24 protein-coding genes and 2 pseudogenes are annotated in these 26188 nt (G+C 71.2%); 12 read left to right on the top strand and 14 right to left on the bottom strand.

The annotated features are described in order from the left end of the window. Nucleotides 1–121 precede the first annotated feature (121 nt). The 6 genes from R2B67_RS15675 to R2B67_RS15650 all read left to right on the top strand — a co-directional run bounded on the left by R2B67_RS15675 (nucleotide 122) and on the right by R2B67_RS15650 (nucleotide 5840). A complete protein-coding gene (locus tag R2B67_RS15675) occupies nucleotides 122–643 on the top strand; it encodes a hypothetical protein (protein ID WP_317818732.1) in 522 nt (173 codons plus the stop codon). Between the two features lie 573 nt (nucleotides 644–1216). After that, a complete protein-coding gene (locus R2B67_RS15670; RefSeq protein WP_018511015.1) occupies nucleotides 1217–1339 on the top strand; it encodes a keywimysin-related RiPP in 123 nt (40 codons plus the stop codon). A 50-nt stretch (nucleotides 1340–1389) separates the two neighbouring features. Next, on the top strand, nucleotides 1390–3312 hold the full coding sequence (locus R2B67_RS15665) for an asparagine synthase-related protein (RefSeq protein ID WP_317824872.1): 1923 nt from the start codon (nucleotides 1390–1392) through the stop codon (nucleotides 3310–3312). After that, on the top strand, nucleotides 3309–3560 hold the full coding sequence (locus R2B67_RS15660) for a lasso peptide biosynthesis PqqD family chaperone (protein WP_317818725.1): 252 nt from the start codon (nucleotides 3309–3311) through the stop codon (nucleotides 3558–3560). Before R2B67_RS15665 ends, R2B67_RS15660 begins: the two co-directional genes overlap by 4 nt. Then, nucleotides 3557–4027, top strand: a complete 471-nt coding sequence (locus tag R2B67_RS15655) for a lasso peptide biosynthesis B2 protein (protein WP_237327164.1) — start codon at nucleotides 3557–3559, stop codon at nucleotides 4025–4027. Before R2B67_RS15660 ends, R2B67_RS15655 begins: the two co-directional genes overlap by 4 nt. Nucleotides 4028–4037: 10 nt before the next feature. Beyond that, nucleotides 4038–5840, top strand: coding sequence for an ABC transporter ATP-binding protein (locus R2B67_RS15650; protein WP_317818723.1), 1803 nt, complete (start codon nucleotides 4038–4040; stop codon nucleotides 5838–5840). Between the two features lie 4 nt (nucleotides 5841–5844). Here the strand turns inward: R2B67_RS15650 and R2B67_RS15645 are convergent, their stop codons facing one another. The 3 genes from R2B67_RS15645 to R2B67_RS15635 form a co-directional block, all read right to left on the bottom strand. Continuing rightward, nucleotides 5845–6432: a Uma2 family endonuclease gene (locus R2B67_RS15645; protein ID WP_317824871.1), complete on the bottom strand. Its 588-nt coding sequence runs from the start codon at nucleotides 6430–6432 to the stop codon at nucleotides 5845–5847. A 56-nt stretch (nucleotides 6433–6488) separates the two neighbouring features. Further along, nucleotides 6489–7307, bottom strand: a complete 819-nt coding sequence (locus R2B67_RS15640) for a hypothetical protein (RefSeq protein ID WP_317818721.1) — start codon at nucleotides 7305–7307, stop codon at nucleotides 6489–6491. A 371-nt stretch (nucleotides 7308–7678) separates the two neighbouring features. Further along, nucleotides 7679–8137 (bottom strand): carboxymuconolactone decarboxylase family protein, encoded by a 459-nt coding sequence (locus tag R2B67_RS15635; protein WP_317818719.1) that lies wholly within the window; start codon nucleotides 8135–8137, stop codon nucleotides 7679–7681. Between the two features lie 86 nt (nucleotides 8138–8223). Here R2B67_RS15635 and R2B67_RS15630 point away from each other — a divergent pair, with 86 nt between their 5' ends. Both R2B67_RS15630 and R2B67_RS15625 read left to right on the top strand, forming a co-directional pair. Beyond that, complete coding sequence (locus tag R2B67_RS15630; protein ID WP_317818717.1) at nucleotides 8224–9144, top strand: sigma-70 family RNA polymerase sigma factor; 921 nt, start codon at nucleotides 8224–8226, stop codon at nucleotides 9142–9144. 146 nt (nucleotides 9145–9290) lie between these two features. Next, nucleotides 9291–9791 (top strand): SigE family RNA polymerase sigma factor, encoded by a 501-nt coding sequence (locus R2B67_RS15625; RefSeq protein WP_317824870.1) that lies wholly within the window; start codon nucleotides 9291–9293, stop codon nucleotides 9789–9791. A gap of 270 nt (nucleotides 9792–10061) precedes the next feature. Here R2B67_RS15625 and R2B67_RS15620 read toward each other — a convergent pair whose 3' ends face one another. Further along, complete coding sequence (locus R2B67_RS15620) at nucleotides 10062–10310, bottom strand: hypothetical protein (RefSeq protein ID WP_317818715.1); 249 nt, start codon at nucleotides 10308–10310, stop codon at nucleotides 10062–10064. Between the two features lie 58 nt (nucleotides 10311–10368). On the opposite strand from R2B67_RS15620, the gene R2B67_RS15615 reads away from it, so the two are divergent. Further along, entirely contained in the window at nucleotides 10369–11661 is a 1293-nt protein-coding gene (locus tag R2B67_RS15615; RefSeq protein ID WP_317818713.1) for a mannosyltransferase family protein, read from the top strand. Nucleotides 11662–12175: 514 nt separating this feature from the next. Here the strand turns inward: R2B67_RS15615 and R2B67_RS15610 are convergent. After that, a complete protein-coding gene (locus R2B67_RS15610; protein ID WP_317818711.1) occupies nucleotides 12176–12373 on the bottom strand; it encodes a DUF397 domain-containing protein in 198 nt (65 codons plus the stop codon). Then, on the bottom strand, nucleotides 12349–13197 hold the full coding sequence (locus R2B67_RS15605; RefSeq protein ID WP_317818709.1) for a helix-turn-helix domain-containing protein: 849 nt from the start codon (nucleotides 13195–13197) through the stop codon (nucleotides 12349–12351). Before R2B67_RS15605 ends, R2B67_RS15610 begins: the two co-directional genes overlap by 25 nt. A gap of 115 nt (nucleotides 13198–13312) precedes the next feature. Between R2B67_RS15605 and R2B67_RS36025 the strand changes: the two genes are divergently transcribed. Continuing rightward, on the top strand, nucleotides 13313–13582 hold the full coding sequence (locus tag R2B67_RS36025; RefSeq protein ID WP_324795304.1) for a hypothetical protein: 270 nt from the start codon (nucleotides 13313–13315) through the stop codon (nucleotides 13580–13582). Between the two features lie 27 nt (nucleotides 13583–13609). On the opposite strand, the pseudogene R2B67_RS15600 reads toward R2B67_RS36025, so the two are convergent. From R2B67_RS15600 to R2B67_RS15580, 5 genes and pseudogenes are all read right to left on the bottom strand, one after another. Then, nucleotides 13610–15800, bottom strand: a pseudogene (locus R2B67_RS15600) (tetratricopeptide repeat protein). Further along, nucleotides 15797–16195 carry a hypothetical protein gene (locus R2B67_RS15595; RefSeq protein WP_317818705.1) on the bottom strand — a complete coding sequence of 133 codons (399 nt, stop codon included), beginning with the start codon at nucleotides 16193–16195 and terminating at the stop codon, nucleotides 15797–15799. The pseudogene R2B67_RS15600 and the gene R2B67_RS15595 overlap by 4 nt, the downstream one beginning before the upstream one ends. 98 nt (nucleotides 16196–16293) lie before the next feature. Continuing rightward, nucleotides 16294–16923 (bottom strand): DUF6879 family protein, encoded by a 630-nt coding sequence (locus R2B67_RS15590; protein ID WP_317818703.1) that lies wholly within the window; start codon nucleotides 16921–16923, stop codon nucleotides 16294–16296. Nucleotides 16924–16931: 8 nt separating this feature from the next. Continuing rightward, complete coding sequence (locus R2B67_RS15585) at nucleotides 16932–17201, bottom strand: hypothetical protein (protein WP_317818701.1); 270 nt, start codon at nucleotides 17199–17201, stop codon at nucleotides 16932–16934. A 122-nt stretch (nucleotides 17202–17323) separates the two neighbouring features. Further along, on the bottom strand, nucleotides 17324–17983 hold the full coding sequence (locus R2B67_RS15580; RefSeq protein WP_317818699.1) for a TetR/AcrR family transcriptional regulator: 660 nt from the start codon (nucleotides 17981–17983) through the stop codon (nucleotides 17324–17326). Nucleotides 17984–18084: 101 nt separating this feature from the next. Between R2B67_RS15580 and R2B67_RS15575 the strand changes: the two genes are divergently transcribed. Then, nucleotides 18085–19065, top strand: coding sequence for an NAD(P)-dependent alcohol dehydrogenase (locus tag R2B67_RS15575; protein WP_317818697.1), 981 nt, complete (start codon nucleotides 18085–18087; stop codon nucleotides 19063–19065). 178 nt (nucleotides 19066–19243) lie between these two features. Here the strand turns inward: R2B67_RS15575 and R2B67_RS15570 are convergent, their stop codons facing one another. Then, nucleotides 19244–21247: an ATP-binding cassette domain-containing protein gene (locus R2B67_RS15570; RefSeq protein WP_317818695.1), complete on the bottom strand. Its 2004-nt coding sequence runs from the start codon at nucleotides 21245–21247 to the stop codon at nucleotides 19244–19246. A gap of 412 nt (nucleotides 21248–21659) precedes the next feature. On the opposite strand from R2B67_RS15570, the pseudogene R2B67_RS36180 reads away from it, so the two are divergent. After that, nucleotides 21660–22313, top strand: a pseudogene (locus tag R2B67_RS36180) (eCIS core domain-containing protein); the annotation flags it as partial. A 1265-nt stretch (nucleotides 22314–23578) separates the two neighbouring features. Here the strand turns inward: R2B67_RS36180 and R2B67_RS15560 are convergent. Next, on the bottom strand, nucleotides 23579–24169 hold the full coding sequence (locus tag R2B67_RS15560; RefSeq protein WP_317818690.1) for a DUF417 family protein: 591 nt from the start codon (nucleotides 24167–24169) through the stop codon (nucleotides 23579–23581). 547 nt (nucleotides 24170–24716) lie between these two features. Beyond that, entirely contained in the window at nucleotides 24717–26165 is a 1449-nt protein-coding gene (locus R2B67_RS15555; protein ID WP_317818688.1) for a GH1 family beta-glucosidase, read from the bottom strand. Nucleotides 26166–26188: the final 23 nt, after the last annotated feature.

Genomic DNA, 26188 nt, shown 5'->3' with positions numbered 1-26188 from the left:
GGGGCGGCACCTCCGTCACGGAGGTGCCGCCCCTGTGGCGTGTCCGGGGTGTGCGGGGACACTGCGGGGGCGGTCGTGGCCACCGCGAGGGCGGTCGTACGGATACGGGGGCGGGGCGGGCATGAGCGTGAGCGCTGCGGGGAGAAGGGGCGGAGGGCGGCTCAAGGGGGCCTCGCTCGTCGTGGGCGGGGCCGTGCTGTTCGTGGCGGGGCTGTTCATCGTGGTGACCGGCACGGGCCTCTCCGGCCTGCTCGGCATGCGGGTGGAGACCTTCGGCCGGATCGACTGCCGGGACACGCGTACGGAGAAGGGGCAGACGGTCTGGCACTGCTTCGGCGAGACCCCCGCCCAGCAGCGCGCCAACGAGGCGGAGCGCAAGCGGGTCGCCGACGAGGCTCTGCGCGTCCATGTGGACGGCATGCCCGAGTCGGCCAGGATCGAGCGCACCCGGATCCTCTTCGCGGACCACGACGGAAGGAACGACCCCGAGACGATCACCGCGACGCAGGTGTCCGGCGGTGGACGGTGGTTCGCCCACTCGTCGACGGTCGTCGGCTACGGCATGATCCCGCTGCTGCTGGGCGCCGGAACGGCGGCCTGGGGCGGCTACCGGATCCGCGAGGCGGGGCGTCGGGGCCGCTGAGGGGCGCCGGCGGGGGCGTTGAGAGGCGCCGGCGGGGGCGTCGAGGGAGGCCGAGAGGCCCTGATGGACCCGAACGAGCGGTCGGGCATGGCCGAATGGCTACTTGCCGTGTCCGGTCCTGTACGGCAACGCGTGTTCGATCGATTTCGGTGATCCCGGTGGCGCACGCGCTGCCGGTGGGATAGGGCCGCTACGGAACCCAGGAGCGGGCGTACGGCCTGGTCTCCTCGTTCCGCCGCCGCCGGTTCGATCTCCTGGCAGCTCACTGCCCGGGCCGGTCGCCGCGTACAGCCATTGGTCCAGTCCACTGCTCCTGCGTGCCGCGTCGGTGTGCGACTGCACATGCCGACCGGTCGGTGCCCTGCGGTACGGCCGAGGGCCGCGGCGCCCGCCCTCTTCGCTCGCGCCATCCGGCCAACTTCACCCGGTGGACCGGAATCACGCGTACCGGCCCGGCGGCGGGACATGATGGCCCTGGTGTTCACCTGGTGAACACCTGTCGCATAAATAACTCCAGTTATGCAGACGTCAGTTGGGCATAACGGTCGTCAACCGCACAGAAGGGAAGGTGTCATGAAGCAGCAGAAGAAGGCTTACGTGAAGCCGTCGCTGTTCAAGCAGGGCGACTTTTCGAAGAAGACCGCCGGTTACTTCTACGGCTCGTACAAGGAGTACTGGGTCCGGCGCATCATCTGATCCGCCGACCGGCTCCCTGTGCACGGTGTGAGAACTTCCGAAAGGTGAAGATGCCCGGCCTGCTGCGTGACTACTTAGTCGTCCTGCCGGACAGCGTGGCGGGCCACGCGGTGGCCGGGCAGCTTCCCGTACCGGACACCACCCGGACCGCAGGAGGGGCGGGCGGCACCGTCACCGTCGCCCACCCCTCCGGCCGCCCCTGGGTCGTCGCCCGCCCCCTGGTCCGCAAGGTCAGCCACCTCCGCCGGGGCGACGACGCCCTCGTGCTCATCGGCCCCGACCAGGTCCCCGAGGCCGTGCTCGCCGGCCTCCTGGAGGGCGCCCGCGACCGGGCCGGGCTGGAACGCCGCCTCGCCCGGCTCCCCGGCCTCCACCACGTCATCGCGCACCTCTCCGGTGCGACCTGGATCCGGGGCACCGCCTCCGGCCTGCGCCGGATCTACCACGCCCGGCACGCCGAGGCCGGAACCATCGCCTCCGACCGCCCGGCCGTCCTCGCGCACCTGACCGGCGCACCCCTGGACGACGGCGCGCTCGCCCTGCGCATGCTGGACTTCCTGCCGCACCCCCTGAGCCGGCGCGTCCTGTGGCGGGGCGTGCACGAGACCGGGGCCGGGTACGGACTGGCCCTGCCCGCCGCAGCACCGGGCACGGCCGCCGCCCCCGGCCCTCGTGAGTACCGCTGGTGGGAGCCCCCGCCGCCGGAACTCTCCCTGGCGGAGGGCGCCCGAAGACTCGGGGACGCCGTCGCCGCCTCCGTACGAGCGCATATCGGCGGCCTGGACCGGATCAGCTGCGAGCTCTCCGGCGGCCTGGACTCCACCACCCTCACCTTCGCCGCCCGCGCGACCGCCCCGGCGGAGCTGTCGCTGCTCACCGTGGCGGCCCGAGACCGTTACAGCGAGGACGAGACGTGGGCGCGGCGGGCGGTGGAGGCGGCACGCGGCGGGCATACGGACACCCCCGCCCTGGCCCACCACATCATCCCCGCCGACCAAGCCCCCTACTTCTACGCCGACTTGGCCGCCACCTCCGCCGAGCTCAACGACGAACCGCTCCCCGTGGCCCCCGGCCGCGCCCGCGCGCACCTGCTCCTCAGCCGCGCCCGCGCCACCGGCTCCCGCTACCACCTCACCGGCTACGGCGGCGACGAACTCTTCCTCGGCCTGCCCCACGCCTACCAGGACCTCTTCCACGGCAACCCGCTCACCGCCTGGAACCACCTCAGCGGCCTGCGCCACCAGCTCGGCTGGCCCCTCCTCCCCACCCTGAAGGCCCTGCTGGACCGCTCCAGCTTCCCCCGCTGGCTCGCGGGCGCGGTCACCACCGAACCCCAGCCGGTCACCCGCACCCCGCTCCTCTCCTGGGGCGTGCGCCAGTCCTTGCGCCCGTGGTTCACGGACCACGCGAACGCCCTGATCACCGGGGAGTTCCGGGCGGCCGCCGGGCAGGCCGAGCCGATCGACCTGTGGCGGGGGCGGCATGTGGACATCGACGCGGTACGGATGGGGGCACGCCACTTCCAGGCGATGGAGGACATCGGCATGACGATCGGGCTGCCGGTCGCCGCGCCCTTCTACGACGACCGGGTCCTGGAGGCGACCCTCGCCGTACGCCTGGCGGAGCGGATCAGCCCGTGGCGCTACAAGCCGCTGCTCGTCGAGGCGATGCGCGGGGTGGTGCCGGACGCGCTGCTGGCCCGTACGACGAAGGACCACATGTCCTCCGACGAACACCAGGGACTCCGCGCACACGCCCCGGACCTGGCCGACTTGTGGACGGACTCACGCCTGGCCGACCACGGCCTGGTGGACGCCCGCCACCTCCTCCGACTGGCCGCCGAACCTTTCTCGCCGGTCCTGGTCGAGCACTCCATCAGCTCCACGGTGGCCGGGGAGACCTGGCTGCGTACGGCCGAGAACGCCTGGACCCCACCCGACCGGACCCCCACGACCAGCGAGGCATCGCGATGAAGCTCAGAAAAGGCATAGCCGTCACGACGACCGAGTACGGAGGTGTGCTCCTCGACGAAAAGGACGGCAGCTACTGGCAGTTGAACGACACGAGCGTCATCGTCGTGGAGACGCTCGCCGCCGGGCAGGCCCCCGAGGTGGCCGTCGAACGCATCGTGGCCGAGTTCGACGTGGAGCGCGCCGAGGCGGAGTCGGACGTCGCCCAGCTGACCCGTCAGCTCGTCGAGGCGAAGATCCTGCGCCCATGACCACCGAGATGACGATGCCGCGGCGGGGCGCCGGGCCGGGAGGCGTACGGCTGCGCGCCGCGATCGCCGCCGCGTTCGTCCTGGCCCGCTTCAAACCGGGCCGCCTACGCCGGGTGCTGACCCGCTGCGCCAAGGGTGCGCGCCCGGCGACGTACGAAGAGACGCTGGAGATGTACGAGGCGGTCACCGCCACCAGCCGCCGCTGCGCGGGCCGTTACGGCTGCCTGCCCCGTTCGGTGGCCATCGCGCTGGCGTGCCGGATGTCGGGGAGCTGGCCCGACTGGTGCGCGGGGGTCCGGACTGCACCGCCATTCTCGCCGCATGCTTGGGTGGAGGCGGAGGGCCGCACGGTCGGCGAGCAGGCGGAGTCGGCCGATCTGCGTCCTTTGATGGTGGTGACGGTACGCGAGGGGGTTCCGGGTGAGCGCGGTGGCGGGGACGACGACGGGGGCGGACAGGCGCCCTGAGGGGCCTGGAGTGTCCGGTACACCTGGGGTGCCTGTGGGGAGCGGACCGCCCTCCGAAGCGACCACGCCCGGCCCGTCACCCCTCCGCCTCCTCCTGACCCGGGTCCGCCCCCACCGAGGCGTACTCATCCGCGCGGGCCTGCTCTCCCTCACCGGTTCCGCGGCCGGCCTGGCGATGCCGCTGATGGCGAAGTACGCGGTGGACGCGTTCGCCGCCGACCGCTCACCGGTGACCCCGCTCATCGCGCTCACCGCACTGGTCCTCGCGGGCGCCTGCCTCTCCGCGTACGGCCGTTACCTCATGGCCCGTACGGGAGAGGGCGTCGTCCTCCGCGCCCGCGACCAACTCGTTGGTCGCATCATGCGGTTGAAGGTCCCGGCGGTGGACCGTCTGACCCCCGGCGACCTCCAGTCCCGCGTCACCAGCGACACGACCCTCCTCCGAACGGTCCTCTCCAGCGGCCTGGTCGAGTCGTTCAACAGCGTGCTGATGCTGCTGGGAACGGTCGCGTTCATGGCGTACATGGACGTCGCGCTGCTGGGCGTGACGCTGGTGGTGATCGTCGGTATCGGAGCCGTAACTGCTCTGCTCATGCCGCGCATTCAGCGCGCGCAGCTCCGCGCACAGGAGTCGGTGGGAGCGATGGGCGCGGCGCTGGACCGGGTGCTCCAGGCGTTCCGTACGGTCAAGGCGAGCGGCGCCGAGGAGCGCGAGACGGCGGCGGTCGCGGAGGCGGCACGGCACGCGCACGACCGGGGCGTCTCGGTGGCGAAGTGGTCCTCGGTCTCCGACGTCACGATGATGATGTCGATCCAACTGGCCTTCCTGGCCGTGCTGGGAGTGGGCGGGGCCCGGGTGGCGTCAGGCTCGCTCGACATCTCCTCCCTGATCGCGTTCCTGCTCTACCTCTTCTACCTGATGGGCCCGATCGGCGGCCTGGTCGAGGGCTGGACTGGCCTGCAGAGCGGGTTGGCCGCCGTACGCAGGATCGACGAGGTGGAGTCACTGCCGGGCGAACCGGCCGAGGACTTCGGCGGGTTGAAGGAGGAAGGCGGCGGCCCGCTGCGGGTCACCTTCCAGGACGTGACCTTCGGGTACGGGGACGAGCGCGCCCCCGCCCACAAGGGCGTCACGTTCGAGGTCCCGGCCGGCGGGATGGTGGCGCTGGTGGGCCCCTCGGGGGCGGGGAAGTCGACGGTGTTCAGCCTGCTGGAACGGTTCTACGACCACGACGGCGGCACGATCACCGTGGACGGCCGGGACATCCGGGACTGGCCGCTGACGGAGCTGCGGGCCTCGCTCGCGTACGTGGAGCAGGACGCCCCCGTCCTGGCCGGGACGCTGAGGGAGAACCTGCTCTTCGCGGCCCCCGACGCCCCGGAGGCCCGGCTGGCGGCCGCGGTGGCCCGGACCCGCCTGGACGCCCTGGTAGCCCGCCTGCCCGACGGCCTGGACACGGCGGTCGGGCACCGCGGCGTCACCCTCTCCGGCGGCGAACGCCAGCGCATCGCCATCGCCCGCGCCCTGCTGCGCCGCCCCCGCCTGCTTCTCCTCGACGAGGTGACCTCGCAACTGGACGCGGTCAACGAGCAGGCGCTGCGCGACGTCATCCTCGAACTGGCCCAGCAGACAACGGTGTTGGTCATCGCCCACCGCCTGTCCACCGTCCGCCACGCCGACCGCATCGTGGTCCTGGAGGAGGGCCGCGTCCGCACGGCGGGTACGCACGAGGAGCTGATCGCGTCGGACGACCTGTACCGGGAGCTGGCGACGACGCAGCTGGCGGCGGAGGTGGAGGAGAAGGTGCGGTGAGCGGTCAGCGGGCGTAGTTCTTGAGCTCCTCGCTCTCCAGGGTGATGTCGACCGGGTCGGGAAGAGGCACCGTATCGCCGTACCCGTATGTCGTCCGCCGCCGGTAGCGGCCCTTTTCCGGCTCGCTGTACACGACGAGAGTGTCGTGGTCGCGGTCGATGAGGAGATAGACCGGGATGCTTGCGGCGGCGTACGCGTCGCGTTTCTCCGTACGGTCGCGCCTGTCGGTGTCGTGATCGTGTGAGGTGACTTCGACGGTCATGAGGATGTGGTCCGGACTCGACCACTCGCCGTCGCCGGCGAACCGGCCCGCTCGGGCGAGGGTGCCGTCCGGTCGGGCACGGCCATTGCGGTATCCCCCGATCCGCAGCCCGCGCTCGCGGTACAGCCGCAGCTCCGGCTGCTGCTGCATGCACTGCATCGCGACCCACATGATGATCTCGTCGTGATCCCCGTCCGGCACGGGCTTGACCTCTAGCTTTCCGTTGATGAGCTCAAGCGTCACGGTCTCGGGTGACGTCCGAGCGAGCTGCTCGAACTCCTCGACGGACATCTGGGCGCGCGGTGCGTGATCGGCGGTGCTGGGGGTCATGGCGTCGCCTCCTCCCCTCCATCGTGCCCTGCCGAATCTGCGGATGAGCTGCACGGTCATCGGTATGTCCTCTCGGATCGGGGAACCAGCCCCGCCCGGACCGCGCTCATCCGCTCCCGTACCCCAGGCGGCTGCACGGCTCCCGGCGGGCCGATCGGGGGCTCCGGGGATGGCCCCCGGCACGGTCGGCAGAGGCCCCCGAGGAGCGCCTCCGGGCTGCCCGGGACTCCGCACTCCCCGCACTCCAGGGTGCGGAGAACGGTCCGGGGCCCTGGCAGGACCCGCTCCGGCGGCAGCTTGTCGGTCAGGCGGCGCTCGACGAGGCGGGCGGCGCAGTGGACGGGGGACGGGAGGCCCGCGGTGAGGGCGTGGAGCAGTTCGGCCTCCGTCGCACCCCGCGCCAACCACTCGCTGACCTGTGGTTCCAGCCGTACGCAGTCGGCGGCGGAGAGGGACAGCGCCGGAGCCGTACGGCCGAGGGCGGCGAGCAGGATGAACGCCCGGGAGCGGGTGGGCCGTTGGGGCCGGTCCGGCGGGACGTCGCCCCGGATGTAGGCGTTCCACCACTCGTGCTCGCGTGCGGTGCGGGAGAAGAAGGTCCGGGTCACCCAGAACATCACCTCGTCGGTGATCACGCACTCGCTGCCGCGCCGCAGATGCCCGGCGTCCTGGAGCCGGTTGAGGGTGGTGCTCAGCGCGCACTGCCCGTACGGGAGGTGCTTGGCCAGCGTCTTCACGGAGATGTCGGAGCCGTCGGGCAGCCGGTCGATGTACGCGGCGACGGCGGCGTCACGGGGGAGCAGGTGGGCGAAGTCGCGTTCGCCGCGCGGTCGTTCGCCGGGTGCGGAGCGCTTGCCGTAGCCGGGTTTGGCCATCGGGTGCGGGGTCGCGGGCGGGTGCGTGGGTGGGTGCGTGGGCGGGGCCTCGTGCGGCGGGCAGGAGGCGGTATTAGGGTGGCTGGCAGCCATGGGGATCGCCTTAGGGTAGTTCGATCTTCGTTGGTCAGACCCCTGTTCGGTGTTGTCAGCACCAGCAGGGGTCGCTTTTTCCGGTCTCGTGCTCCGCACGCTAAATCGAGGTGACCGTGCGTGGCAAGTCGGTCGCAAACGGTCAACTTCAGTCGCAGGGTGGGTGGGTGGGAAAAGTGACCCATCCACCCCATCACCGTAAAGAACGCTCGGATCTCGCGGCTTGAGCTCCGGGAAAAGCCGGCCGGATCCGGGCGGGGCCGGGCGGCGGGTCGGCTTCAGCCCCAGGTCTGTCCGGCCGGTTCCTTGATGGTGCGGTTGATCCGGTTGAAGAAGTTGGTCAGCGCGATCTCCAGGTTGATCGCGCCGATCTGCTCCTCGGTGAAATGGGCGTTGGCTTCCTCCCAGATCGCGTCGGTCACTCCCTCGGCACCGTCCTGCAGCCGGGTGGCGGCCTCGGTCAGCGCCAGAGCCGCGCGTTCCGCATCGGTGTAGAACGGCGCCTCGCGCCACGCCGCCACGTTGTGCAGCCGCTCGTCGGTCTCACCGGCCTTCTTCCCTCCGGCGACACTGGCGTAGACGCACGGCGAGCAGCCGTTGATCTGGCTGGCGCGCAGGTGGACCAAGGCGAGCAGCCGGGGGTCTACGCCCCCGGCGGTGATCGCCTTCTGGAGGTGCCCGATCCCCTTCCACACATCGGGGCTGCCGGTGTTCTTGTTCTTCAGTCGGTTCTGCATGGCGGGGCTCTCCTTCGGCCAGGGTTACGTTGCGGGGCTGGTGCCCGTCACCCCTATGACGGAGCAGCTTCCAGGGAGGTAACACCATGTCCGGCGCCCACCCGGCGGATCCGATCACCGAGGCCTTCGAGGAGCACCGCGCCCGGCTCACCGCGGTCGCCTACCGTGTGCTCGGCTCGCACGCCGACGCGGACGACGCGGTCCAGGAGGCGTGGCTGCGGCTGTCCCGGCAGGATGCCGGGGCCATCGACAATCTCGGCGGCTGGCTGACCACCGTGGTCGGCCGCATCAGCCTCGATCTCCTGCGCTCGGGCCGCACGCGCCGGACGGTGCCTCTTGACGACCGGCTGACCGACCTGGCCCGCCAGGGCGATTTCATCGATTTCATCGATCTGGCCGATCTGGCCGTGACGATCGACAGGAACCCGGATCCGGAAGACCTCGTGGCGCTCGGGGACTCGATCGGCCTCGCACTCCTCACGGTCCTCGACTCGCTGCGCCCGGACGAACGGCTGGCGTTCGTCCTGCACGATGTGTTCGCCGTACCTCACGGGGAGACAGGCGCGATCCTCGGCAAGTCCGCCGACGCGACCAAGATGCTCACCAGCCGCGCGCGCAGGAAGGTCCGGGCCGCCCAGCACCCGGCGAGCGCCCGGCGGCGGCAACGCGAGGTCGTGCAAGCCTTCTTGGCCGCCGCACGGGACGGCCGGTTCGAGCAGCTGCTGCAGGTGCTCCACCCTGAGGTGAAGTTCACCGTCCACTCCCCGAACGGCCGGTTCGTGACGCTCGGGGCCACCGAAGTCGCCACCCGCGCCAGGGTGGCCGGCAGCGCGGCACGAGGACACACGGTGACCGTGAACGGACGGCCAGGCGTCATCTCCTGGAGCGAGGACGGCACCCCGCTCTCCCTCCTCGCCTTCACCGTCGCCGACGGCCGTATCACCGGGATCACCGCACTGATCGACCCCGCCCGGCTCGCGCTCATGGATCTGCCGCACCCGGTGTGACCGGCTGACGGCGATGGCCGCCGGCCCTCGATGCAGTCCGTGCCGGGTCACGTGACGACGATCACTCCGATGGACCGCCGGGGCTGTAGACCGGATGCCCGGCGGCAGGCGTATACCCGGTGAAGCGAAAGATCCGGGAGCAACTTTTGACCGTCGAGGAGTTCGAAGAGTTCTACGCCCAGGCGGTCGCGCGTCTCACAGGCCAGCTGTACGTGATGACGGGGGACCTCCAGGAGGCGCAGGACGTCGTGCAGGAGGCCTTCGTCAAGGCGTGGGTCCGGCGCGGCCGGCTGGAGCGGGACGGGCAGCCCGAGGCGTGGATCCGTACGGTCGCGTGGCGCCTGGCGGTGAGCCGCTGGCGCTTCCGGCGGCGTTCGGCGGACGCGTGGGGCCGGGGGAGCGGTGCGGCGGAACACGTCGCGCCGCCGGACCCGGACCACGTGGTGCTGGTCGACGCGCTCCGGGAGCTGCCCGCCCAGCAGCGGCGGACGTTGACCCTGCACTACCTGTGCGACCTCACGGTGGAGCAGATCGCCGGGGAGACCGGGCTTTCCGCCAGCACGATCAAGACGCATCTGGTCCGCGGACGGGCGGCGCTCGCCCACCGTCTGCAGGACCCCCGCATGGAGGAGGCTCCTGATGTCTGAACCACGGGACCGGTCGGGCCCGGAGGCGTCCCGGGGCTCGCAGGATCCGTTGCGGTCCCTGTTCCGGCAGGCCGGGGACTTCGGGCAGGGCCGCGTGGTCCCGGAGCCGGCCACGTACATCACCGAACGGGGCATGCGGGCCCAGCGGCGCCGGATGGCCGCGGTCGCGGTGGGGGTGTGCCTGGTCATCGGCGGGGGCGGCGCGGCGGCGATCGGCCTGCTCCCGGTCACACCGAAGCCCGCACCTCCGGCGACGAGCCCGTCCCCCAGCTACCCGTCCCCGGCACCGCCGCCCCCTGCGGGGACGCCGACGGAGCCGCCCACGCCGAGCAATACGGTGCCGGGGTCGGAGGGTGCCGTCACGGGGACGACCGCTCCGGGGGGCCCGCCGACGACGGAGGCGCCGACGAGTGCTTCGTCGACATCGACATCGACATCAACGTCTACATCGACGCTGGGGGCGACGTCGATGCCGTGATGGCGGGCGGCTGACTCCGCGCCCTCGCCCTGCCCTCCCATGCCCCGGCGTCTCCACCGGGCGATCTCGCACGCCCAGACGTGCCCGAAAGGTGCTTGAGTGTCTACGTTGCCCCCGGGGCTCAGGCCTGCCCCGCCACGGCCGAGGGGCCCCGAGCCCCGGCCCGTAACGCATGAGTTCCGGCCGGCCGAGAAGCCCGTACCGCACCACCCCCGGCCTGCGCCACGCGCGCTTCGCGCGGCAGGATTCGACCGGGCGGTCGCCTGGCTGAGCCCCGCCGACCGCCGGGTGCTCTGGCTCTACCTGCTGACCCGAATATCCGTGTGGATCACGGCCCACGGCGCCCGCTGGCTCTTCCCCCGGGGCTCGGACATACGGGAGGCAGGTCCAGTCCTCGCACCGTTCCAGCAGTGGGACGCGAACCACTACCTCCACATAGCGCGCGACGGCTACTTCCCGGCCGACACAGGCCCATGGATGGATGGTTGGGACAACAGGGAGGCGTTCTTCCCCGGATTCCCGCTGCTCCTCCGGGCGGTGCACGTCATCGTCCCGAGCTGGACGGCGGCGGGCCTGCTGATCTCACTGGCAGCGGGAGCCGTGGCCGTACTGGCGCTGTCCCGCATAGCCCGCTCATACGTACCCGAGGACACCGACGGCCGGCGCACGGCCCTGTTCTTCCTGCTCTCCCCGTGCGCGGTCTTCCTGGCGGTCGGCTACACGGAGGCGCTGTTCCTGGCGTTCGCGCTCCCGGCCTGGCTGGCCGCCCAGCGCCACCGTTGGGCGCTGGCGTGCACGCTGACGGCCCTGGCGACGACGGTGCGCGTGAGCGGCCTGTTCCTGGCGGCTGCGATCGCGGTGCTGTTCGTGCTCTCGGCCTGGTCGGGCAAAGGCTGGCGCGGGGCGCCCTGGCTGGCACTGCCCGCGCTGCCGCCACTGGCGTACAGCTGGTTTCTGCACGCCCACACGGGCGACTGGATGGCGTGGAAGCACGCACAGGAGCGGGGCTGGTACCGGGACTTCCACGCCCCGTGGGAGGCGTGGAGCAACACGTGGAACGCGGCGTTCGAAGGCGTACACACGACCGGCTACGCGGCGATGTTCCAGGCGGAGTTGGCGGCGATGCTGGTGGGCCTGGCCCTGGTCGCGCTGCTGGTACGGCGTCGCCGCTGGCCGGAGGCGGTGTACGTCGCGCTGAGCCTGTGGGCGCTGGGAACGTCGTACTGGTACGTGTCCATCCCCCGCGCCACGCTGCTGTGGTGGCCCCTGTGGATCGGCCTGGCGGCCCTGAGCCTGCGCCGCCCGTGGTTCAGGACGGTGTACCTGTGCGTGACGGTGCCGGTGAGTGCGCTGGTGGCCCTGGCGTTTCTTACGGGGCGGTGGGCGGGGTGACGGGCCTCACCGCGGCCACCTGCCGCTATGGACGGCCGGTCCGTCTCATCATTTCAGGGGGCACGGCCTAGTCGACCCGGCGGGACAGCTGCGCTGTTCCTCGGCCGGTGGGCCAGCCGGCGACTCAGCGAGGTCGACGCGATGGGGCCATCCCCGCTTGCGCGGGGATCGCGACGGGCTCTGGCGGCGCGTCAAGTTCATCCCGGGACCACCCCCGCACCCACGCGGGGAACACAGAGCCCCGACCACGGCGATGATGCCGAACAGGGGGCCACCCCCGCGCGCGGGGACCACACCAGCTCCAGCATCTTGCGCAGAACCAGATGGGAGCATCCCCGCACGCGCGAGGGCAGATCGTAAACTCCGCCTTGAACTTGGCGGCCTCGGGACCAGCCCCGCACGGGACCATGAGAAGTGAACGCCTGCGACGCCTTCGAAGCATGGACCACCCCCGCCCACGCGGGGACCACGGGAACTCACGTACCTCTCGGGGCCTTCGGAGTGGCGGCGGTGCTCAGCGGACGTCGTTGACGAACGCCGTCCAGGCGGTGGTACCGAAGACGACGGCCGGCCCTTCCGGCTGCTTCGAGTCGCGCACCGGGACAACGCCCGGAAGGTCGTCGGACACCTCGACGCAGTCGCCGCCGTCGGAGTTGCTGTACGAGGACTTCCGCCAGCTCGCGGAAGTCAGGTCGGCTCGGCGGGAAGGCATGATCGGATCTCCTTGACCAACTGCTGGATGAACTCGGTTGTCTGCTCCGGAGAGAGCGCCTTGTCTCGCTGCAAATCGTAGGACAACCGCAGCTCCTCGACGCGGCCTGAGTCCTCAACCAGTTCCCCGGACTTGCTGCCCTCCAGGTAGGCCACCGCCTTGCCGTTGGCCAGCCACAGGACGGTCAGTGAACCACCCATCAAATCGTGCAGCCCTGCCGAGAACGGCAGCAATTGAAGCGTCACGTTCGGCCGCTTCTGCCACTCCAACAGGGCCTCCAACTGTTCCAGCCAGACGGCGGGCTGGGAAGCCGCCCGGCGGAACACCGCTTCGTCGAGCAGCGCGCGGAAGTACGGGGCGTCCTCACCCTCCAGGATGGACTGACGACTCATACGGGCGTCGACATCCTCTTGCAGCGCCGCCGCTTCCCGGGGGCGCGCCTGCTCCAGTACCTCCGTCGCGTACGCCTTCGTCTGGAGCAGTCCCGGAATGGTGCTGCTCGCGTACTTGTACTGAACCGTCGCTTCCCGCTCCAGCCGCATGAACCGCTGGTACCGGCTGCCGAAGGCGTCGTCCCGGGCCAGCTCCCAGAGCTGCTGCAACTGCTCGCCCGTGCCGTAGACCTTGTCGAGTGCCGCCATGACCTCCAGAGAGCCCAGGCGCGCCCCCGTCTCCAGCTTGTGCAGGTACGACCGGTCGTACGTCGTCTCGTCGTGCAGCTCCTCCAGCGTCAGCCCGGACCGGTCCCGCAGCCGCCTCAGCGTCTCGTGCAGCATCTTGCGCGCGGACGCCTCTCCGCCCGAATCGGACGCGCGTTTGGGCATTCCAACTCCCCTGTGTCCTGGAGGGATAGGGCTACAGAGACCCCCTTCCGAGCGTAGCCAGCAACGCCGATGCTCGTGACAGAAAGATCCGAAGTCTTCACGGAAGGTGAGAGCCATGAGCGCACTACCGAAGTACGACCCCGAGTGCAGCTGGCGGGCCGAGCGCATCCCCGACCGCCCCGTCATGCGCGTCATCGACGTACAGAGGCAGGACACGTACTTCGACCTGCCGCTGCTGATCACCTTCAACGGCGGCGCGCAGGGTCCGGCGTACCTCCGCCTGGAAGTGGACGACGCCATCGACCTCGTGGACGAGCTGAACCTGGCGCTGGACGTGCGGGTGAGGGAGCCCGTGGCCAAGGCGTGCACGCCGTTGGGCTCCTGACAGCGGCCCACCCCGCACCGTGCCGCTCTACTCCGCCGGGCTCGCATCGCCTGACATCTGTACCTCCCGGGCGTGCTGCCACTCCCCGAGGCGTTCCAGCGACCACCGAGTCCAGGGGTGTTCGGCCCCCAGTACGTGCGTCCGCGCGTCCGCGACCAGTCGCGCGTGTGCCACCGCCTCCTCGATCCGGCCGAGCTCCCCGAGAACTCTGCTCCAGGGAACGGGCGGCGAGGGTCTTCGGATGGTCGAGTCCGTACGCGTGCCCGAAACCCGCGACCGCGTTACGGACGTGAGGCAGGGCCCGGGCCTGCCGGCCGGCGGCGATCAAAGCGAAGCCGAAGTTCAACTCGGCGTCCAGGGAGAGGGGGTGGCCGGGGCCGACCGCTCTGTGGCAGTCCGACAGCAACGCGGTTCCGATGGCCGGATCCTGCTCCGGGCCTGCGGTGAATTCCAGCAGGTAGGTCCGTGCGATGAGCGTCGAGGGATGGGCGGCGCCGAGCGCGGCGGTCCGGCCGTCGACCGCACGCCGTACCAGTGCGGCCGCCTCATCCTTCCGATCGTGAACCCAGGCGAGCACCGAGGACAACCCCATACAGCTCTCCAGCGTTTCGACGGCATCCGCCCCGAACACGGCTGTGCAGTCCGCCAGGGCGAGACGATGGGCCGCCTCCGCCTCCTCGTACCGCCCGAGCCGGTAGAGGGACCGCCCCGCACGCTGGCGGATGGCGATAACCGCGGGGTGGTCCGCCTCCAGCGCGTGCGTCCCGCGTGCCACGGCATCCTGGGCCACCGACAGGGCGGACGCGTAGTCTCCGGCCCTGTGGAGGGCGACCGCCAGCCGCAAGGCGCACTCCAGCACGCGCGTCAGGGTGGCCCGGCCTACCCCGGCCCACTGGGTCGCCCGGCGCAGCAACGCCAGGGCGTGCGGTACGTACGGAGTGAGGGGCGGGTCTTCGAGGGCCCACGGGCGCGACACATCCGGCAGGACGGCCATGAGCAGCTCTGCGGCCGTGCTCACCAGTGCGTCATGCTGATCGGCCGGGGTGCCCCGGGCGATGCTCTCCAGCAGCACCCCATGGGTCCGCAGACAGCGGGGCGGGCCGGGGAGCAGGCGGGTGAGGGAGTGGTCGAGCAGGCCACGGAGGGCCAACTCCACCCGCTCCCGTGGCAGCACCGCATCGATGCCCGGTCCTGTCAGCAGATGGAGGGGGAGCGGGTCGTGGGACCAGCAACCGAGTAACCGGACCAGCGCTGTGGCTTGCGGGAGTCCTTGGGCGCGCAGTGCGTTCAGCGACAGTTCCCAGGTGGTGCTGGCGAGATGGCGGGACGGATCTGCACCGCTGTACGCGGCCCCTCGGTCCAGGAGTTCGATGGGATCCACCTCATTCTCATTGCCCCGCTCCAGGGCACGTCCGTACTCCGCCATGCTCCATGGACTGATCACCTGGTGGGCGAGATAGCCGCCCGCGAGGGTGAGCGCCAGGGGCAGCCGGCCCAGCCGGTCGGCGACCTCCGCCGCTTCCTCCGGGGTGCCACTCTCCGGTGCGAGATCGCAGAGCACCTGGGCCGCGTCCTCCCGGGGCAACACGCCGACGTGGTGGAGTGTCGCCCCGGGCCACCAGTGGGAGGCGACCTGCCGGGTGGTGACCAGGGTGATGCCGCCCGGGCTGGTGCGCAGCCAGTTGCCTTCGCGCAGGATGGCCGGGTCATCGGCGTTGTCGATCACCAGCAACCACGGTTGGCCGGACCGGTCCAGTCGCTCCCATACGAGGTCTGCGGCCGCGCGCAACCCGTTGCGGGCGGCGGTGAGCTCGCCCTCGCTCGCGCCGCGATCGGCGGCTACGGCGAGCATGCCCGCGCGCAACGAGGCCAGGTCGGGAGCGTTCACCCAGAGGCCGACCCGGCCCCCTTCGGCCGTCGCGATGCGAAAGACCTCCGAGGCGACGGCTGTCTTGCCGCATCCGCCCAGGCCGTGGAGTACGAAGACCTGATCGGCGCCCCCGTCCTCCAGCGCCGTACGCAGGCGCGTCATCAGGTCCAGTCGGTCGCGCAGTACCACCGGAGCCCGTCCGACCGCCGGCCGCCTCACGGAGTCGGGTGCGGACCCCTGGGGGTGGCCCGGGGAGCCGTGATGGTGGTGCTCGGTGATGTGCTGATCCCCATGGCTCTGATAGACCCGGCCGTTGTCTTCCGCCCGTCCCTCGGTCGATCCGTTCACCGGTCGGTGATGTGCAGGTCGCGGCCGGCCTGATAGACCCTGGAGTGCCCGCTGGCAGTGGCACTTTGGGAGACGGGGACCGCCGAGGGGCCGGTATCGGGCGTCAGTTCGTCGAGCAGTCTCTGAAGCTCCACCGCGACCTCGGGCCGGTCGATCAGCAGCCGCCGGATCCGGCCCTGCCACTCGGCGGCGAGTTCGCCCTCGGCGGTCTCGTGCGAGGCCAAGTCCTCGCGGGTGTTGCCGAGTTCGGCGGCCACCGCGTCGGCGCGCTCGGGCCGGGCTCGCTGCCAGAGGGCGACGACCCCGTCCCTGGTGCGTTCCCAGGCGTCGGTCGCCATGAGGCCGACGAGGGTCACGCCGGCGCTCTGTGCGAGTGCGGCCAGCTCCGGAGTCATGAGGCACGCTCCCTATCCATGACGCTTGCTTCTTCGTTCGCGAGGCATGCGATGTCTGCCAAGGTCTACCGAGGTCTGCCGAGGTCGCATGCGCATCGTCAGTGGGTGACGGACGACGGACGGTGGACGGTCGGCGGCCCGAGCGGGGCGATCTCCCGGTCGAAGAAATCCGAGAACTCCTCGCCCCTGGCGTACAGGACCTCGAATTCCTCGGTCGTCCTGCGGACCTGGCCTCGGTCGGTGAACCGGCGTGCCCCTGCGCCCTTTTGGTCGGCGTCGTAGATCACGGCGTACATGACCGAATCTCCGAGGATGACCACCTCGGGTACCTCTGCGTCACGCTCCAGGTCGGCGATCTCTCCGGCGTTCAGAACATGGATTCGCTCGCCCAGCTCCGACCTGAGCCGCAGCACGTTCATCTCCCACTGCAGGTACGGAGAGACGGGGAATTCGACGACACGAACCCTGCGGAACACCAGTCCACGCTCCGATGCGTCCCGGAAGTAGGCGGCGGTCGATTCCCGCTCGTCCTCCATCAGGCGCAGAGCCCCGGACCAGTCGCCGGCGGCAAAGGCTTCCCAGCTGGGAGACCCTGGCTCCTGGAAGGTCTGGCCACGCTCGATCTTGGCAAGCAGGCGGATGTCGCTCGCGTGGACGCGGCGGAAGTCGGCCAGGTAGGCGTCCCTGCTGAGGACCTCGCCGGCGCCGCTGCGGAAGCACTCAAACATGGGCGTCCTCAGGCATGGGGGATGTCTGCCTTCGCTGCGATGAGCATCCTTCGGGGAATGACCACGAGCCGCTCGTCGTGACTGATGGAGACCCCGTCGGGCAGTCGAGTCCCCAGGGAATCGGTCAGGTCGCGTCCGATCACGGCGATGTCGCCGTTCTGGAGCTCCCAGATATCAGGGCATTCGGGTCCGGTGCTGGTTGCGCCCAGCTCTTGTGCCGATTTTCCGAGACGTCTCTTGAAACCAGTTTCAGGATCGGCTTCCCAGGGTCTGCCCACGCTGTCCCCCTCTTCTGGCTGAGCAGGCCAACCTACCAGTGGCGATCGGGTCAAGGGCTGTGTCAAGTAAGGGATTTGGCCTGTTGGAGTGAGTCTTATGGGGGCTGGTGTTCTGCCGCCCCTCAGCCCGCCCCGCCCAGCCGGTCCAGCTCCAGCCTCGCAGGCGGCGGGAGCTGTTCGACGTCGGGCCTGGCCCGGAACGATTCCAGCAGGTAGCCCACCAGTCGGCGGGACGCGGCCGCGGATTCCGCTTGCGCGCCGTTCACCACCCCGCTGTTCGCCAGCAGGGCCAGCACCACGTCCGAGACGTCGAAGTCCGGGCGCAGGGCTCCCGCCTCCTTGGCCCGCCGTACCAGCAGGGCCAGGCCTTCCTCCGCCCGGTCGCGCTCCTCGGCGTAACTCGCCTCGTCCGGGAAGCGGGCCAGGAATGCGTGGGTGAAGCCCCGGTCGGCGGCCTGCATCGCGCAGACCTTCGTGAACACCGAGCAGAACGCGCGCCACGGGTCCGGGTCTTCCAGCGCCTCGTCGAGCGCGCCCGCGCACTCGGCGAGCTGCTCGGCGAATGCCTCCGTGATCAGGGAGGCGCGGGTGGGGAAGCGGCGGTAGAGCGTTGCCACCCCGACCCCGGCCCGCCGGGCGATCGCGCTGATCGGTACGTCGATCCCGTGGAGCGCGTACGCCTCGCGGGCCGCGCGCAGGATGCGGTCGCGGTTCTCCCGGGCGTCTGCGCGCAGGGCGTCGGCGCGTACGGCTGGCGGGTTGTGAGAGGGCTGAGCAGGCATGTCTCTCACTTTAGGGTAAGTGGAGGGGTTTCTCCGTTTAGCTGTTTAGCCTGGTTGGGAGCACGACGTACCGAGGAACAGGCACAGGACGGCGGACCACCATGGACGACATGCGCGCGGCGCTCTACGACAGCTACGGACCGCCCGAGGTCCTCTACGAGGGGCGGATCCCGGTCCCCGTACGTGGACCGGGTGAGGTGCTCGTGCGGGTCCATGCGGCCAGCGTCAACGGCGGTGAGCTGTACGGGCGTGCCGGGAAGGTCCGGCTCGTCACCGGGCGCCGGTTTCCCCAGCGGACCGGGATCGACTTCGCCGGTGAGGTCGCCGAGGTGGGCCCCTCCGTCACCGGGCTGAGCGTGGGCGACCGGGTGTGGGGCATCCTGCCGCGCGGGCGGGGCGGCTTCGGCAGTGCGGCCGAGTACGTGTCCGTCCGCCCGCGCCAGATCGCGTACGCCCCCGAGAACGTCACCCTGACCGAGGCCGCCTCGCTCCCCGCCGGGGGCACCACCTCCCTCACAGCCCTGCGCGACAAGGCCCGGCTCCGGGCAGGTGAGCGGCTCCTCGTCCGGGGGGCCTCCGGTGGTGTCGGCAGCGTCGCGGTTCAGGTCGGGAAGATCCTGGGGGGCCATGTCACCGGTCTCGCGGGGGCGAAGAACCTCGATTTCGTGCGGGAGTTGGGAGCTGACGAGGTGCTGGATCATCGCTCGGTGGAGCTGTCGGAGCTGGGTCCGTATGACGTCATCATGGACACGGTCGGGATTCAACACCGTGCCCTGAGACGTCTGTTGGCGCCGGGTGGCCGCCTGGTCTCCATCGCGTTCGACATCCAGCACCCGGTCAGGGGTCTCGGCTACATCCTGGGCTCAGCCGTCCATGGGGGTCGGCGGGTGCGCTTCTTCAGCGGCAACCCGAAGCATGACCTGTTCGCCGAGCTGACCGCGTACGTGGAACGCGGGGACCTGCGTCCCGTCGTCGACACGGTTCATTCGCTCGCGGACATCGCGGCCGCCCACCGTGCGCTGGAGGCGGGAGGGGTGCGCGGCAAGCACGTGATCCGGGTGGTGGAGGGCGGGGCCGAGTAGGTAGGGGGGCCTCGCGGAAGTGGGCCTCTGGGAGCGGTGGGGGCCATCGCCCCCGGCCATCAGGTGCCCCGGGGCCGGGGAGCGGTGGGGGCCATCGCCCCCGGCCATCAGGTGCCCCGGGGCCCCCACCGTGCCCGCCACCGGCCCCCGTACACACGGGGGCCGGCAGCGGGCCGCGTCAGTCCTCCGCCGGGAGCGGAGCCCTCGCCCGGTAGCCGCCCGCCTGCAGCGTGAACATCCCCGCGTACGTGCCGCCCTTCACCGCCATCAGCTCCTCGTGCGAGCCCGACTCCGTGATGCGGCCCCCGTCGAAGACGTAGATCGTGTCGCAGTCGACCACGCTGGCCAGGCGGTGCGAGATCAGGACCGTGATCTGGTCCTCGCGCAGGCGGCCCCGCAACACCGCTTCGTAGACGGCGTGTTCGGACGGTGGGTCCATGCTGGCCGTCGGCTCGTCCAGGAGGAGCAGCGGGGCGTTCTTGTACAGGCCGCGGGCCACCGCGATCTTCGCCCACTGGCCGCCCGACAGCTGCTGGCCACCCTTGAAGCGCTTCGAGAGGAGCGTTTCCCAGGTGTCGGGGAGTGAGGCGATCACCGCGTCGGCGCCGGAGGCCCGGGCCGCGGCCAGGGTGCGGGCGGGGTCGGCCTCGGTGAGGGTGCCGGTGGCGGCGGTGATGTTGGACAGGGCGCTGAAGGGGAAGCGGACCGGTTCCTGGAGGACGCAGGCGACCTGCCGGTGCAGGGACTGGGCGTCCATCTCCCGTACGTCGGTGTCGTCCCAGCGGACGCTGCCGCGCTCCGGCTCGTACAGTCCGGCCAGCAGCTTGGCGCAGGTCGATTTGCCCGAGCCGTTGAGGCCGACGAAGGCGATCTTCTGGCCGGCGGTCAGGGTCATGCTGATCCCGTTGAGAGCCGCCGTCTCCTTGCCGGGGTACGTGAAGTGGACGTCGTCCAGCGTGATCCGGCCGACGGTGGAGGGAGCCTGCAACGATGCCTGTTTTGGCAGGAGTTGGCGGCTTCGCTCCTGGACAGTGAGGAGGTCGGAGACCCATAGCGCGTGCTCGTACACCAGGTGCGCGACCTCGACCAGGCGGGTCAGTGCCACCTGGCCCGACTGGATCGCGAGGACCGCGCCGGCTCCGGCGGCGAGCGGGAGCCATCCGGCGATCAGCATGGCGGCCAGAGCGGCGTACGTGATGCCGGTGCCGAGGCCGCCGACCGTCCGGCCCGCCAGGTTCAGCACGGCCGCGTGCACCCCCAGCCGGGTGTCCTCCTCCGCGATCTTGAGGGTCAGACGGCGGTGTTCGTCCAGGAGGGCGCCCTGGGCAGTGTCCGAGCGGAGTTCGGCCGCCGCGTCGACATCCAGCAGGAGCCAGGAGAAGACCCGTACGCGCCGTTGCAGCGCGTTCCACCGCTTGAACGAGGCGAACCGTGCGCGTGCACTGCGTACCGCCGCGAAGCCGACCGGCAGGACGGACAGGAGGAGCAGGGGGAGGAGGAGCGGGTGGAGCACGCTGAGTACGCCTGCCGTTCCCACCAGGGCGAGTGCGGCGGAGGCCAAGGAGACTACCTGGCCCACGATCTGGCGTGCGTAGAAGAGCCCGCGGTCGTTGGCGCGGTGGACCTCGTCGTGCCAGCCGGCGTCCTCGACCGCCTCCAGCCGTACGTGCGCGGTGAGGTGCAGGAACTCGCACTCCAGGGCCGTGCGGATCTTCGGGGTGACGCGGGCCTGGGCGACCGCGACCGCCGCTTCGAGCGCCGCTCGGGCTCCCAGGAGGCCTACCACCAGCAGGAGTTGCGGAAGCGCTGCCCGTACGCGGTCGGGGGTGGGGCCCTGCGCGAACAGGTGCTGGAGCACCGCGATTCCGGCGATCAGGCCGAGCGCGCTCATCGCCGCGGAGGCCAGCTGGCACACGATGACGCCGAGCGTGGCGCGCCGGTCGGCCTGCCAGGCGAGGCGGCTGATCAGAGCGGTGATCCGGGGGAGGCGGGTGAGGACCTGGGTCACGGTGGCGTCGGCCGCCGCACCGTCGTGGACCGACCAGTACGCCTCCTCCATCTCATCCGTGAGGTTGTCGTCCTGGGGGCCGGCCGCGACGGTGGCGGGCGGGGACGGGAGTGGCTCGGTGCGCTGGGCCGGGATGCCGGTGGGCGGTTCGCCCGGGCCGGTCGATTCGGTCATGCCGCTCGCCTCGTCCCCGGTCGGGTCCCGGCGGCGGGAATTTCGAACGCAAGGTGAACACGGGCAGGACGGCGTAAGCGATGCATGGGTGCCCCTCGTGGCCGGATGCGGACAGGTGATCGGGTAACGGAGGTCTTCCTGTCGCCGTCACGGGTGGCGGCGGGCGATATCTGGAACGGGAGTTCGCGTAGGCGGGTCGTTTCCTTGGTGCCGTTGAGCAGTCCGTGCCGTGATGCTGCGTTCGATCACTCCTGTGGGTCTGGGTCCTTCGTGTGGGGGATTGCGGGCGTACGGGTGCGGTCACCCCCTCCTGCCCGTCCGGGCACCCCTGTCTGCCCTCAGGCTCCTGGCCCCGCGGGCGATCACCGCGTATCCAGGAAGGATTGCTACCTCTACGCAGGGAAGGCCCGCTGTGCACGCCCAGGAGAACGACCGAACCGTGCGGGCCGAATCCGCCACCCGTACCCCCTCCCGCGCTGCTGCGGTGGAAGGCGGGGCGTCGGCGCCGTACGGCCTCATGGAGCTGCAGGCCTCCGTCGGCAATGCGGCCGTCGTCCAGATGCTGCGGCAGGCCGAGGGGCAGGAAGGGCATCGGCACGGTGTGGGGTGCGGGGGCGGTGTCGTGCAGCGGTCCGCCGTGCATGACGTGCTGCGTACGCCTGGGCGGCCTCTCGACGACGCCACCCGCGGTGACATGGAGGCCCGGCTCGGGGCCGACTTCTCCGACGTACGGATCCACAACGACAGCGCGGCCCGGGCCTCCGCCGCCGAGGTCGGTGCCCGTGCCTACACCAGCGGCAGTCACGTCGTCATCGGTGACGGGGGAGGGGACCGGCACACCCTGGCCCATGAGCTGACCCACGTCATCCAGCAGCGTTCCGGGCCTGTCGCCGGGACCGTCAACTCGGCCGGTCTCAAGGTCTCCGACCCCTCCGACCGCTTCGAGCGCGAGGCCGAGGCCAACGCGACCCGGGTCATGCGGAGCGCCGTACCCGAGGCGGCCGCACCGGTTCAGCGGGCGCGGGCGTCCGCACCGGCCTCCGGCGTCGCGGCCGTGCAGCGGGCCGCCGAGCTCAGCGCTCTGAACGGCGGCGGTACCACCGGAGCCTTCGGGCAGGCCGTGGCCGGTGCCGAGCCCGAGGGCGTGGGCACCGTCGCCATCGTTCCCGTCGTCCTCAGCCAGAGCCTGAACCTCATGGACGTCGCGCAGAAGTACGAGGAGGGCTTCGCCGGAGGTACGGCGCCGGCCGACCGCTTCGCGCTGGTCATCGGCGTCAACATCCGGGTCCGGAACCAGCAGGAGGCGGCCGCCGCACAGGCCCTGCTGAACCAGAAGACCGCCGCCTTCCTCGGTGCCTGGGGCGCGAACAGGTTCCGGGTCGCGGTCATCGGGTTCACCTGGGCCAATCACGCCACCGACGCCCAGGAGACGAACCAGCGGACCATCCCGTACGGCGAGATCAGGGACCGGATCATGCGCTCCCCGGAGACCACCGCCATGATCGCCGGGCTGCGCGGGGCCGGGCGGCAGCACGTCTATCTGCACACCAGCGACTCCGACACCGCCTCCTTCGACACGGAAGCGGGGCCCCTGTTCTCGGCTGCCGCCGAGCGCCTGGAATCAGGCGAGCTGGACGTGTTCAGCGGCGGCTACACCTCGCCCGTCGGCAGCAGGACCGGCGACAACGACATCCTGATCTGGCACGCGAGCCAGGTGGACCTCGCCGTCCGCAAGGCCATGGCCCAGGTGGAACCCAACCTGGTCTACTACCCCGAACCCAGCACCTTCGTGAAGGTGCACGAGGACTACGACGACCTGGAGCCCGGCGTCACCTTCGGCAGCGGGGCGGAGGAGGGCCAGCACCTCATGGACTCGCTGTCCCAGAAGCGGTTCGGCGGTGTGGCGGGCGACTTCGACCCGCGGTTCGCCATCTCCACCGACATGAGCCGCGTTGGCCAGAACGTCGGGCCGCATCCCACGGGCGCGCCGGTCACCGACGACACCATCCAGCAGCTCTTCGCGCTCGCCCAGACCCACGCCCGGCCCCAGGAGTGGACGAAGCGGGTCGAGAGGGCGTACGGCATCACGGATGCGGCCGTGTCCCGGGCCCTGGTGGACCTCGTCTTCGCCGGGCTCACGGTGGAGAGCCTGTCCAACCTGCCCACGCCCCTCCCCGCGAACCCGATCGGGGCCAAGGCCATCGACAGGGCGGCCAGGAAGGACCCGCTCAAGGGGGTGGACACCGGGGTCGTGGATACGGCGAAGGCCAGCCGGGACATCCTGGTCCGTGCCCTCGTCCGCGCCGTCCAGGCTCTCCAGGCGCGCAACAACTAGGCCGTACGCCGTCGTGGCCGGGGCCGCCGCCCCCATTCGTTCGCGGCCACCACCAGGCACACCGCCACCAGGACCACGTTCTTGACGACGTACTGCCCCTCCATGGTCGGAGCGGGGGAGTGCGGCTGCCACATCGCGTCGGGGAGGAGGACGAGGGTCGAGAACACGCCGCCCATGTGGAGGAAGAACGCGACGAGCGCGGGGCGCAGCAGGCGGCGGCCGACGATCAGACCGATCCCGATCGCCGTCTCCAGCGCCGCGAGGGACAGCAACAGCACCGTCTCCGGCACCAGGCCCAGGGTCATCTTCGTCGCCGCGTCGACCGCCAGCTGCTCCGCCGGGCTGGCCGAGGGGAACAGTTTCAGTACGCCGAAGCCGACGAAGACGATGCCGACCGTCGCCCTCAGCAGGGCCAGGGCGTGCGCGTCGACCAGACCGGCCAGGTCGGCCACGCCGGTCAGCCGGCGCAGAGGCCTTCGGCCGGCGCCGGGGTCGTGCTGAGTCCGGGCGAAGCGGGCCTCGCGGGGCGGGGGTTCGGGGTTGCGGTCGGGCGGGGGCAGGGTCGGCTCTACGGTGCTGCTGCTCATGTGCGATCTCCCGATGTGTCTGTGGGGGTGGGAAAACGTGCACGGACGGCCCGCGCTGCTCGGCGGGCAACCTCGGTCATCTCGCAGGGGGGAGGGGGGAGGCCCTGGGGTGGGGGCGGGGCCGGTACGTGATCGACGTGGCCGGCCGCCCGCTCCCGCTGCTTGGTCTAGACCATACGGACGGGGGTCGGGAGGTCGTCAAGGGTCTTGCCTCTCGGCGCCCACGGGGGACGGCACATTCGCGCCATGTTGCACCGGGGCTGCGGGCGGAGGTGCGTGGCGCGCGGATCGTACGGTGGGCAGGGGCTTCGTATGGGGAAAATGCGGGGGCCGGTCTCCCCGCCCGCCGGTCCGGTGGGCGGGCGCGGTGGTTCAGACGGCCGAAAGTGCTCCGGTCCATTCCTGGATGCATCGGGCACCGGGTGTCGGCCGCTGGCGCCTCCGTCGCCGCGCCCGTTCCCCGTAACCGGCGCCAGGCATGCGAAAGGGCCCGGAGCGTGTGCCCCGAGCCCTTGTCCCCTCCTCGCCGTCCCAGCCGCTCAGGCCGTCACCGCTCCAGCCCGCCCCGCGCGATCACCCCCGCGTACCACCGCGCACTGTCCTTCACCGTCCGCCGCTGCGACGCGAAGTCCACGTGCACGATGCCGAACCGCTTGCTGTAGCCGTACGCCCACTCGAAGTTGTCCAGCAGCGACCACAGGAAGTACCCGCGTACGTCCACCCCCTCCTCGATCGCCCGGTGTACGGCCCCCAGGTGCGCGTCCAGGTACGCCACCCGCTCCGGGTCGTGCACCTGGCCCTCCGGGTCCGCGTAGTCGTCGTACGCCGCCCCGTTCTCGGTCACCAGCAGCGGGAGGCCCGGGAGTTCGTCGCGCAGGCGGGTCAGCAGTTCGTACAGGCCGTTCGCGTCCACCGGCCAGTCCATCGCCGTGCGCGGGCCCTCCGCCGGGGTGAACGCCACGTGCTGCTCGGCGCCCGCCCAGGGGGAGGGGGACTCGGAGCTGCCCGCCGAAACCACGCTCGGCGAGTAGTAGTTGATGCCCAGCGAGTCGATCGGGGTCGAAGTGACCTCCAGGTCGCCGTCCTTCACGAACGACCAGTCCGTCACCGCCGCCGTGTCCGCCACCAGGTCCTCCGGCAGCCGCCCGTGGAAGACCGGGTCCAGGAAGATCCGGTTCGCCACCGCGTCGATCCGGCGCACCGCGTCCCGGTCCGCGTCAGTGTCGGTCAGCGGGCGCAGCGCGTGCAGGTTCAGGGTCAGGGAGACCTCGGCCGTGGACGGGAGGCGGTCGCGCAGGACCCGGGTCGCGCCGCCGTGCGCCAGGTTGAAGTGGTGCGCGGCGCGCAGTGCGGCGAGGTCGCTGGTGCGGCCGGGGGCGTGGACCCCGTTCCCGTACCCGAGGAACGCCCCGCACCAGGGCTCGTTGAGCGTCGTCCACGTCGACACCCGGTCGCCCAGCGCCCCGGCCACCAGGCCCGCGTACTCCGCGAACCGGTGCGCCGTGTCCCGCTCCGGCCAGCCGCCCGCGTCCTCCAACTCCTGCGGCAGGTCCCAGTGGTAGAGCGTTGCGACCGGTCTGATGCCGGCGCCCAGCAGCTCGTCCACCAGCCGGCGGTAGAAGTCCAGGCCGCGCTCCACCGCCGGGCCCCGGCCCGTCGGCTGGACCCGGGGCCAGGAGACGGAGAACCGGTAGTCGGTGACGCCGAGCTCCTGCATCAGCTTCACGTCGTCCGGCATCCGGTGCAGGTGGTCGGCGGCGATGTCCCCGGTGTCGCCGTTGCGGACCTTGCCGGGGGTGCGGCTGAAGGTGTCCCAGATGGAGGGCGTACGGCCGTCCTCGGTGGCCCCGCCCTCGATCTGGTACGCGGCGGTGGCCGTGCCCCACCGGAATCCGGCGGGGAAGCGGAGTTCCGTGCCGGTCTCGGGGCGGGTGCCGGGGGAGGTTCCCGGGCGGGCGCCTGTGGAGGTCGCCGGGCGGGCATCGAGAGCTGTCATAGGACGGACACTCCAGAAGTGAG

The organism is Streptomyces cyaneofuscatus (assembly GCF_033109485.1).
GTDB classification, from domain to species: domain Bacteria; phylum Actinomycetota; class Actinomycetes; order Streptomycetales; family Streptomycetaceae; genus Streptomyces; species Streptomyces cyaneofuscatus.
This window is presented reverse-complemented; position numbering and strand designations above follow the sequence as displayed.

Coding starts and splice junctions, on each gene's coding strand:
- R2B67_RS15675 (WP_317818732.1), top strand. CDS start 122: ATGAGCGTGAGCGCTGCGGGGAGAAGGGGCGGAGGGCGGCTCAAGGGG.
- R2B67_RS15670 (WP_018511015.1), top strand. CDS start 1,217: ATGAAGCAGCAGAAGAAGGCTTACGTGAAGCCGTCGCTGTTCAAGCAG.
- R2B67_RS15665 (WP_317824872.1), top strand. CDS start 1,390: ATGCCCGGCCTGCTGCGTGACTACTTAGTCGTCCTGCCGGACAGCGTG.
- R2B67_RS15660 (WP_317818725.1), top strand. CDS start 3,309: ATGAAGCTCAGAAAAGGCATAGCCGTCACGACGACCGAGTACGGAGGT.
- R2B67_RS15655 (WP_237327164.1), top strand. CDS start 3,557: ATGACCACCGAGATGACGATGCCGCGGCGGGGCGCCGGGCCGGGAGGC.
- R2B67_RS15645 (WP_317824871.1), bottom strand. CDS start 6,432: ATGACCCCCAGCACCGCCGATCACGCACCGCGCGCCCAGATGTCCGTC.
- R2B67_RS15640 (WP_317818721.1), bottom strand. CDS start 7,307: ATGGCCAAACCCGGCTACGGCAAGCGCTCCGCACCCGGCGAACGACCG.
- R2B67_RS15635 (WP_317818719.1), bottom strand. CDS start 8,137: ATGCAGAACCGACTGAAGAACAAGAACACCGGCAGCCCCGATGTGTGG.
- R2B67_RS15630 (WP_317818717.1), top strand. CDS start 8,224: ATGTCCGGCGCCCACCCGGCGGATCCGATCACCGAGGCCTTCGAGGAG.
- R2B67_RS15620 (WP_317818715.1), bottom strand. CDS start 10,310: ATGGGAGGGCAGGGCGAGGGCGCGGAGTCAGCCGCCCGCCATCACGGC.
- R2B67_RS15610 (WP_317818711.1), bottom strand. CDS start 12,373: ATGCCTTCCCGCCGAGCCGACCTGACTTCCGCGAGCTGGCGGAAGTCC.
- R2B67_RS15605 (WP_317818709.1), bottom strand. CDS start 13,197: ATGCCCAAACGCGCGTCCGATTCGGGCGGAGAGGCGTCCGCGCGCAAG.
- R2B67_RS36025 (WP_324795304.1), top strand. CDS start 13,313: ATGAGCGCACTACCGAAGTACGACCCCGAGTGCAGCTGGCGGGCCGAG.
- R2B67_RS15595 (WP_317818705.1), bottom strand. CDS start 16,195: ATGACTCCGGAGCTGGCCGCACTCGCACAGAGCGCCGGCGTGACCCTC.
- R2B67_RS15590 (WP_317818703.1), bottom strand. CDS start 16,923: ATGTTTGAGTGCTTCCGCAGCGGCGCCGGCGAGGTCCTCAGCAGGGAC.
- R2B67_RS15580 (WP_317818699.1), bottom strand. CDS start 17,983: ATGCCTGCTCAGCCCTCTCACAACCCGCCAGCCGTACGCGCCGACGCC.
- R2B67_RS15575 (WP_317818697.1), top strand. CDS start 18,085: ATGGACGACATGCGCGCGGCGCTCTACGACAGCTACGGACCGCCCGAG.
- R2B67_RS15570 (WP_317818695.1), bottom strand. CDS start 21,247: ATGACCGAATCGACCGGCCCGGGCGAACCGCCCACCGGCATCCCGGCC.
- R2B67_RS15560 (WP_317818690.1), bottom strand. CDS start 24,169: ATGAGCAGCAGCACCGTAGAGCCGACCCTGCCCCCGCCCGACCGCAAC.
- R2B67_RS15555 (WP_317818688.1), bottom strand. CDS start 26,165: ATGACAGCTCTCGATGCCCGCCCGGCGACCTCCACAGGCGCCCGCCCG.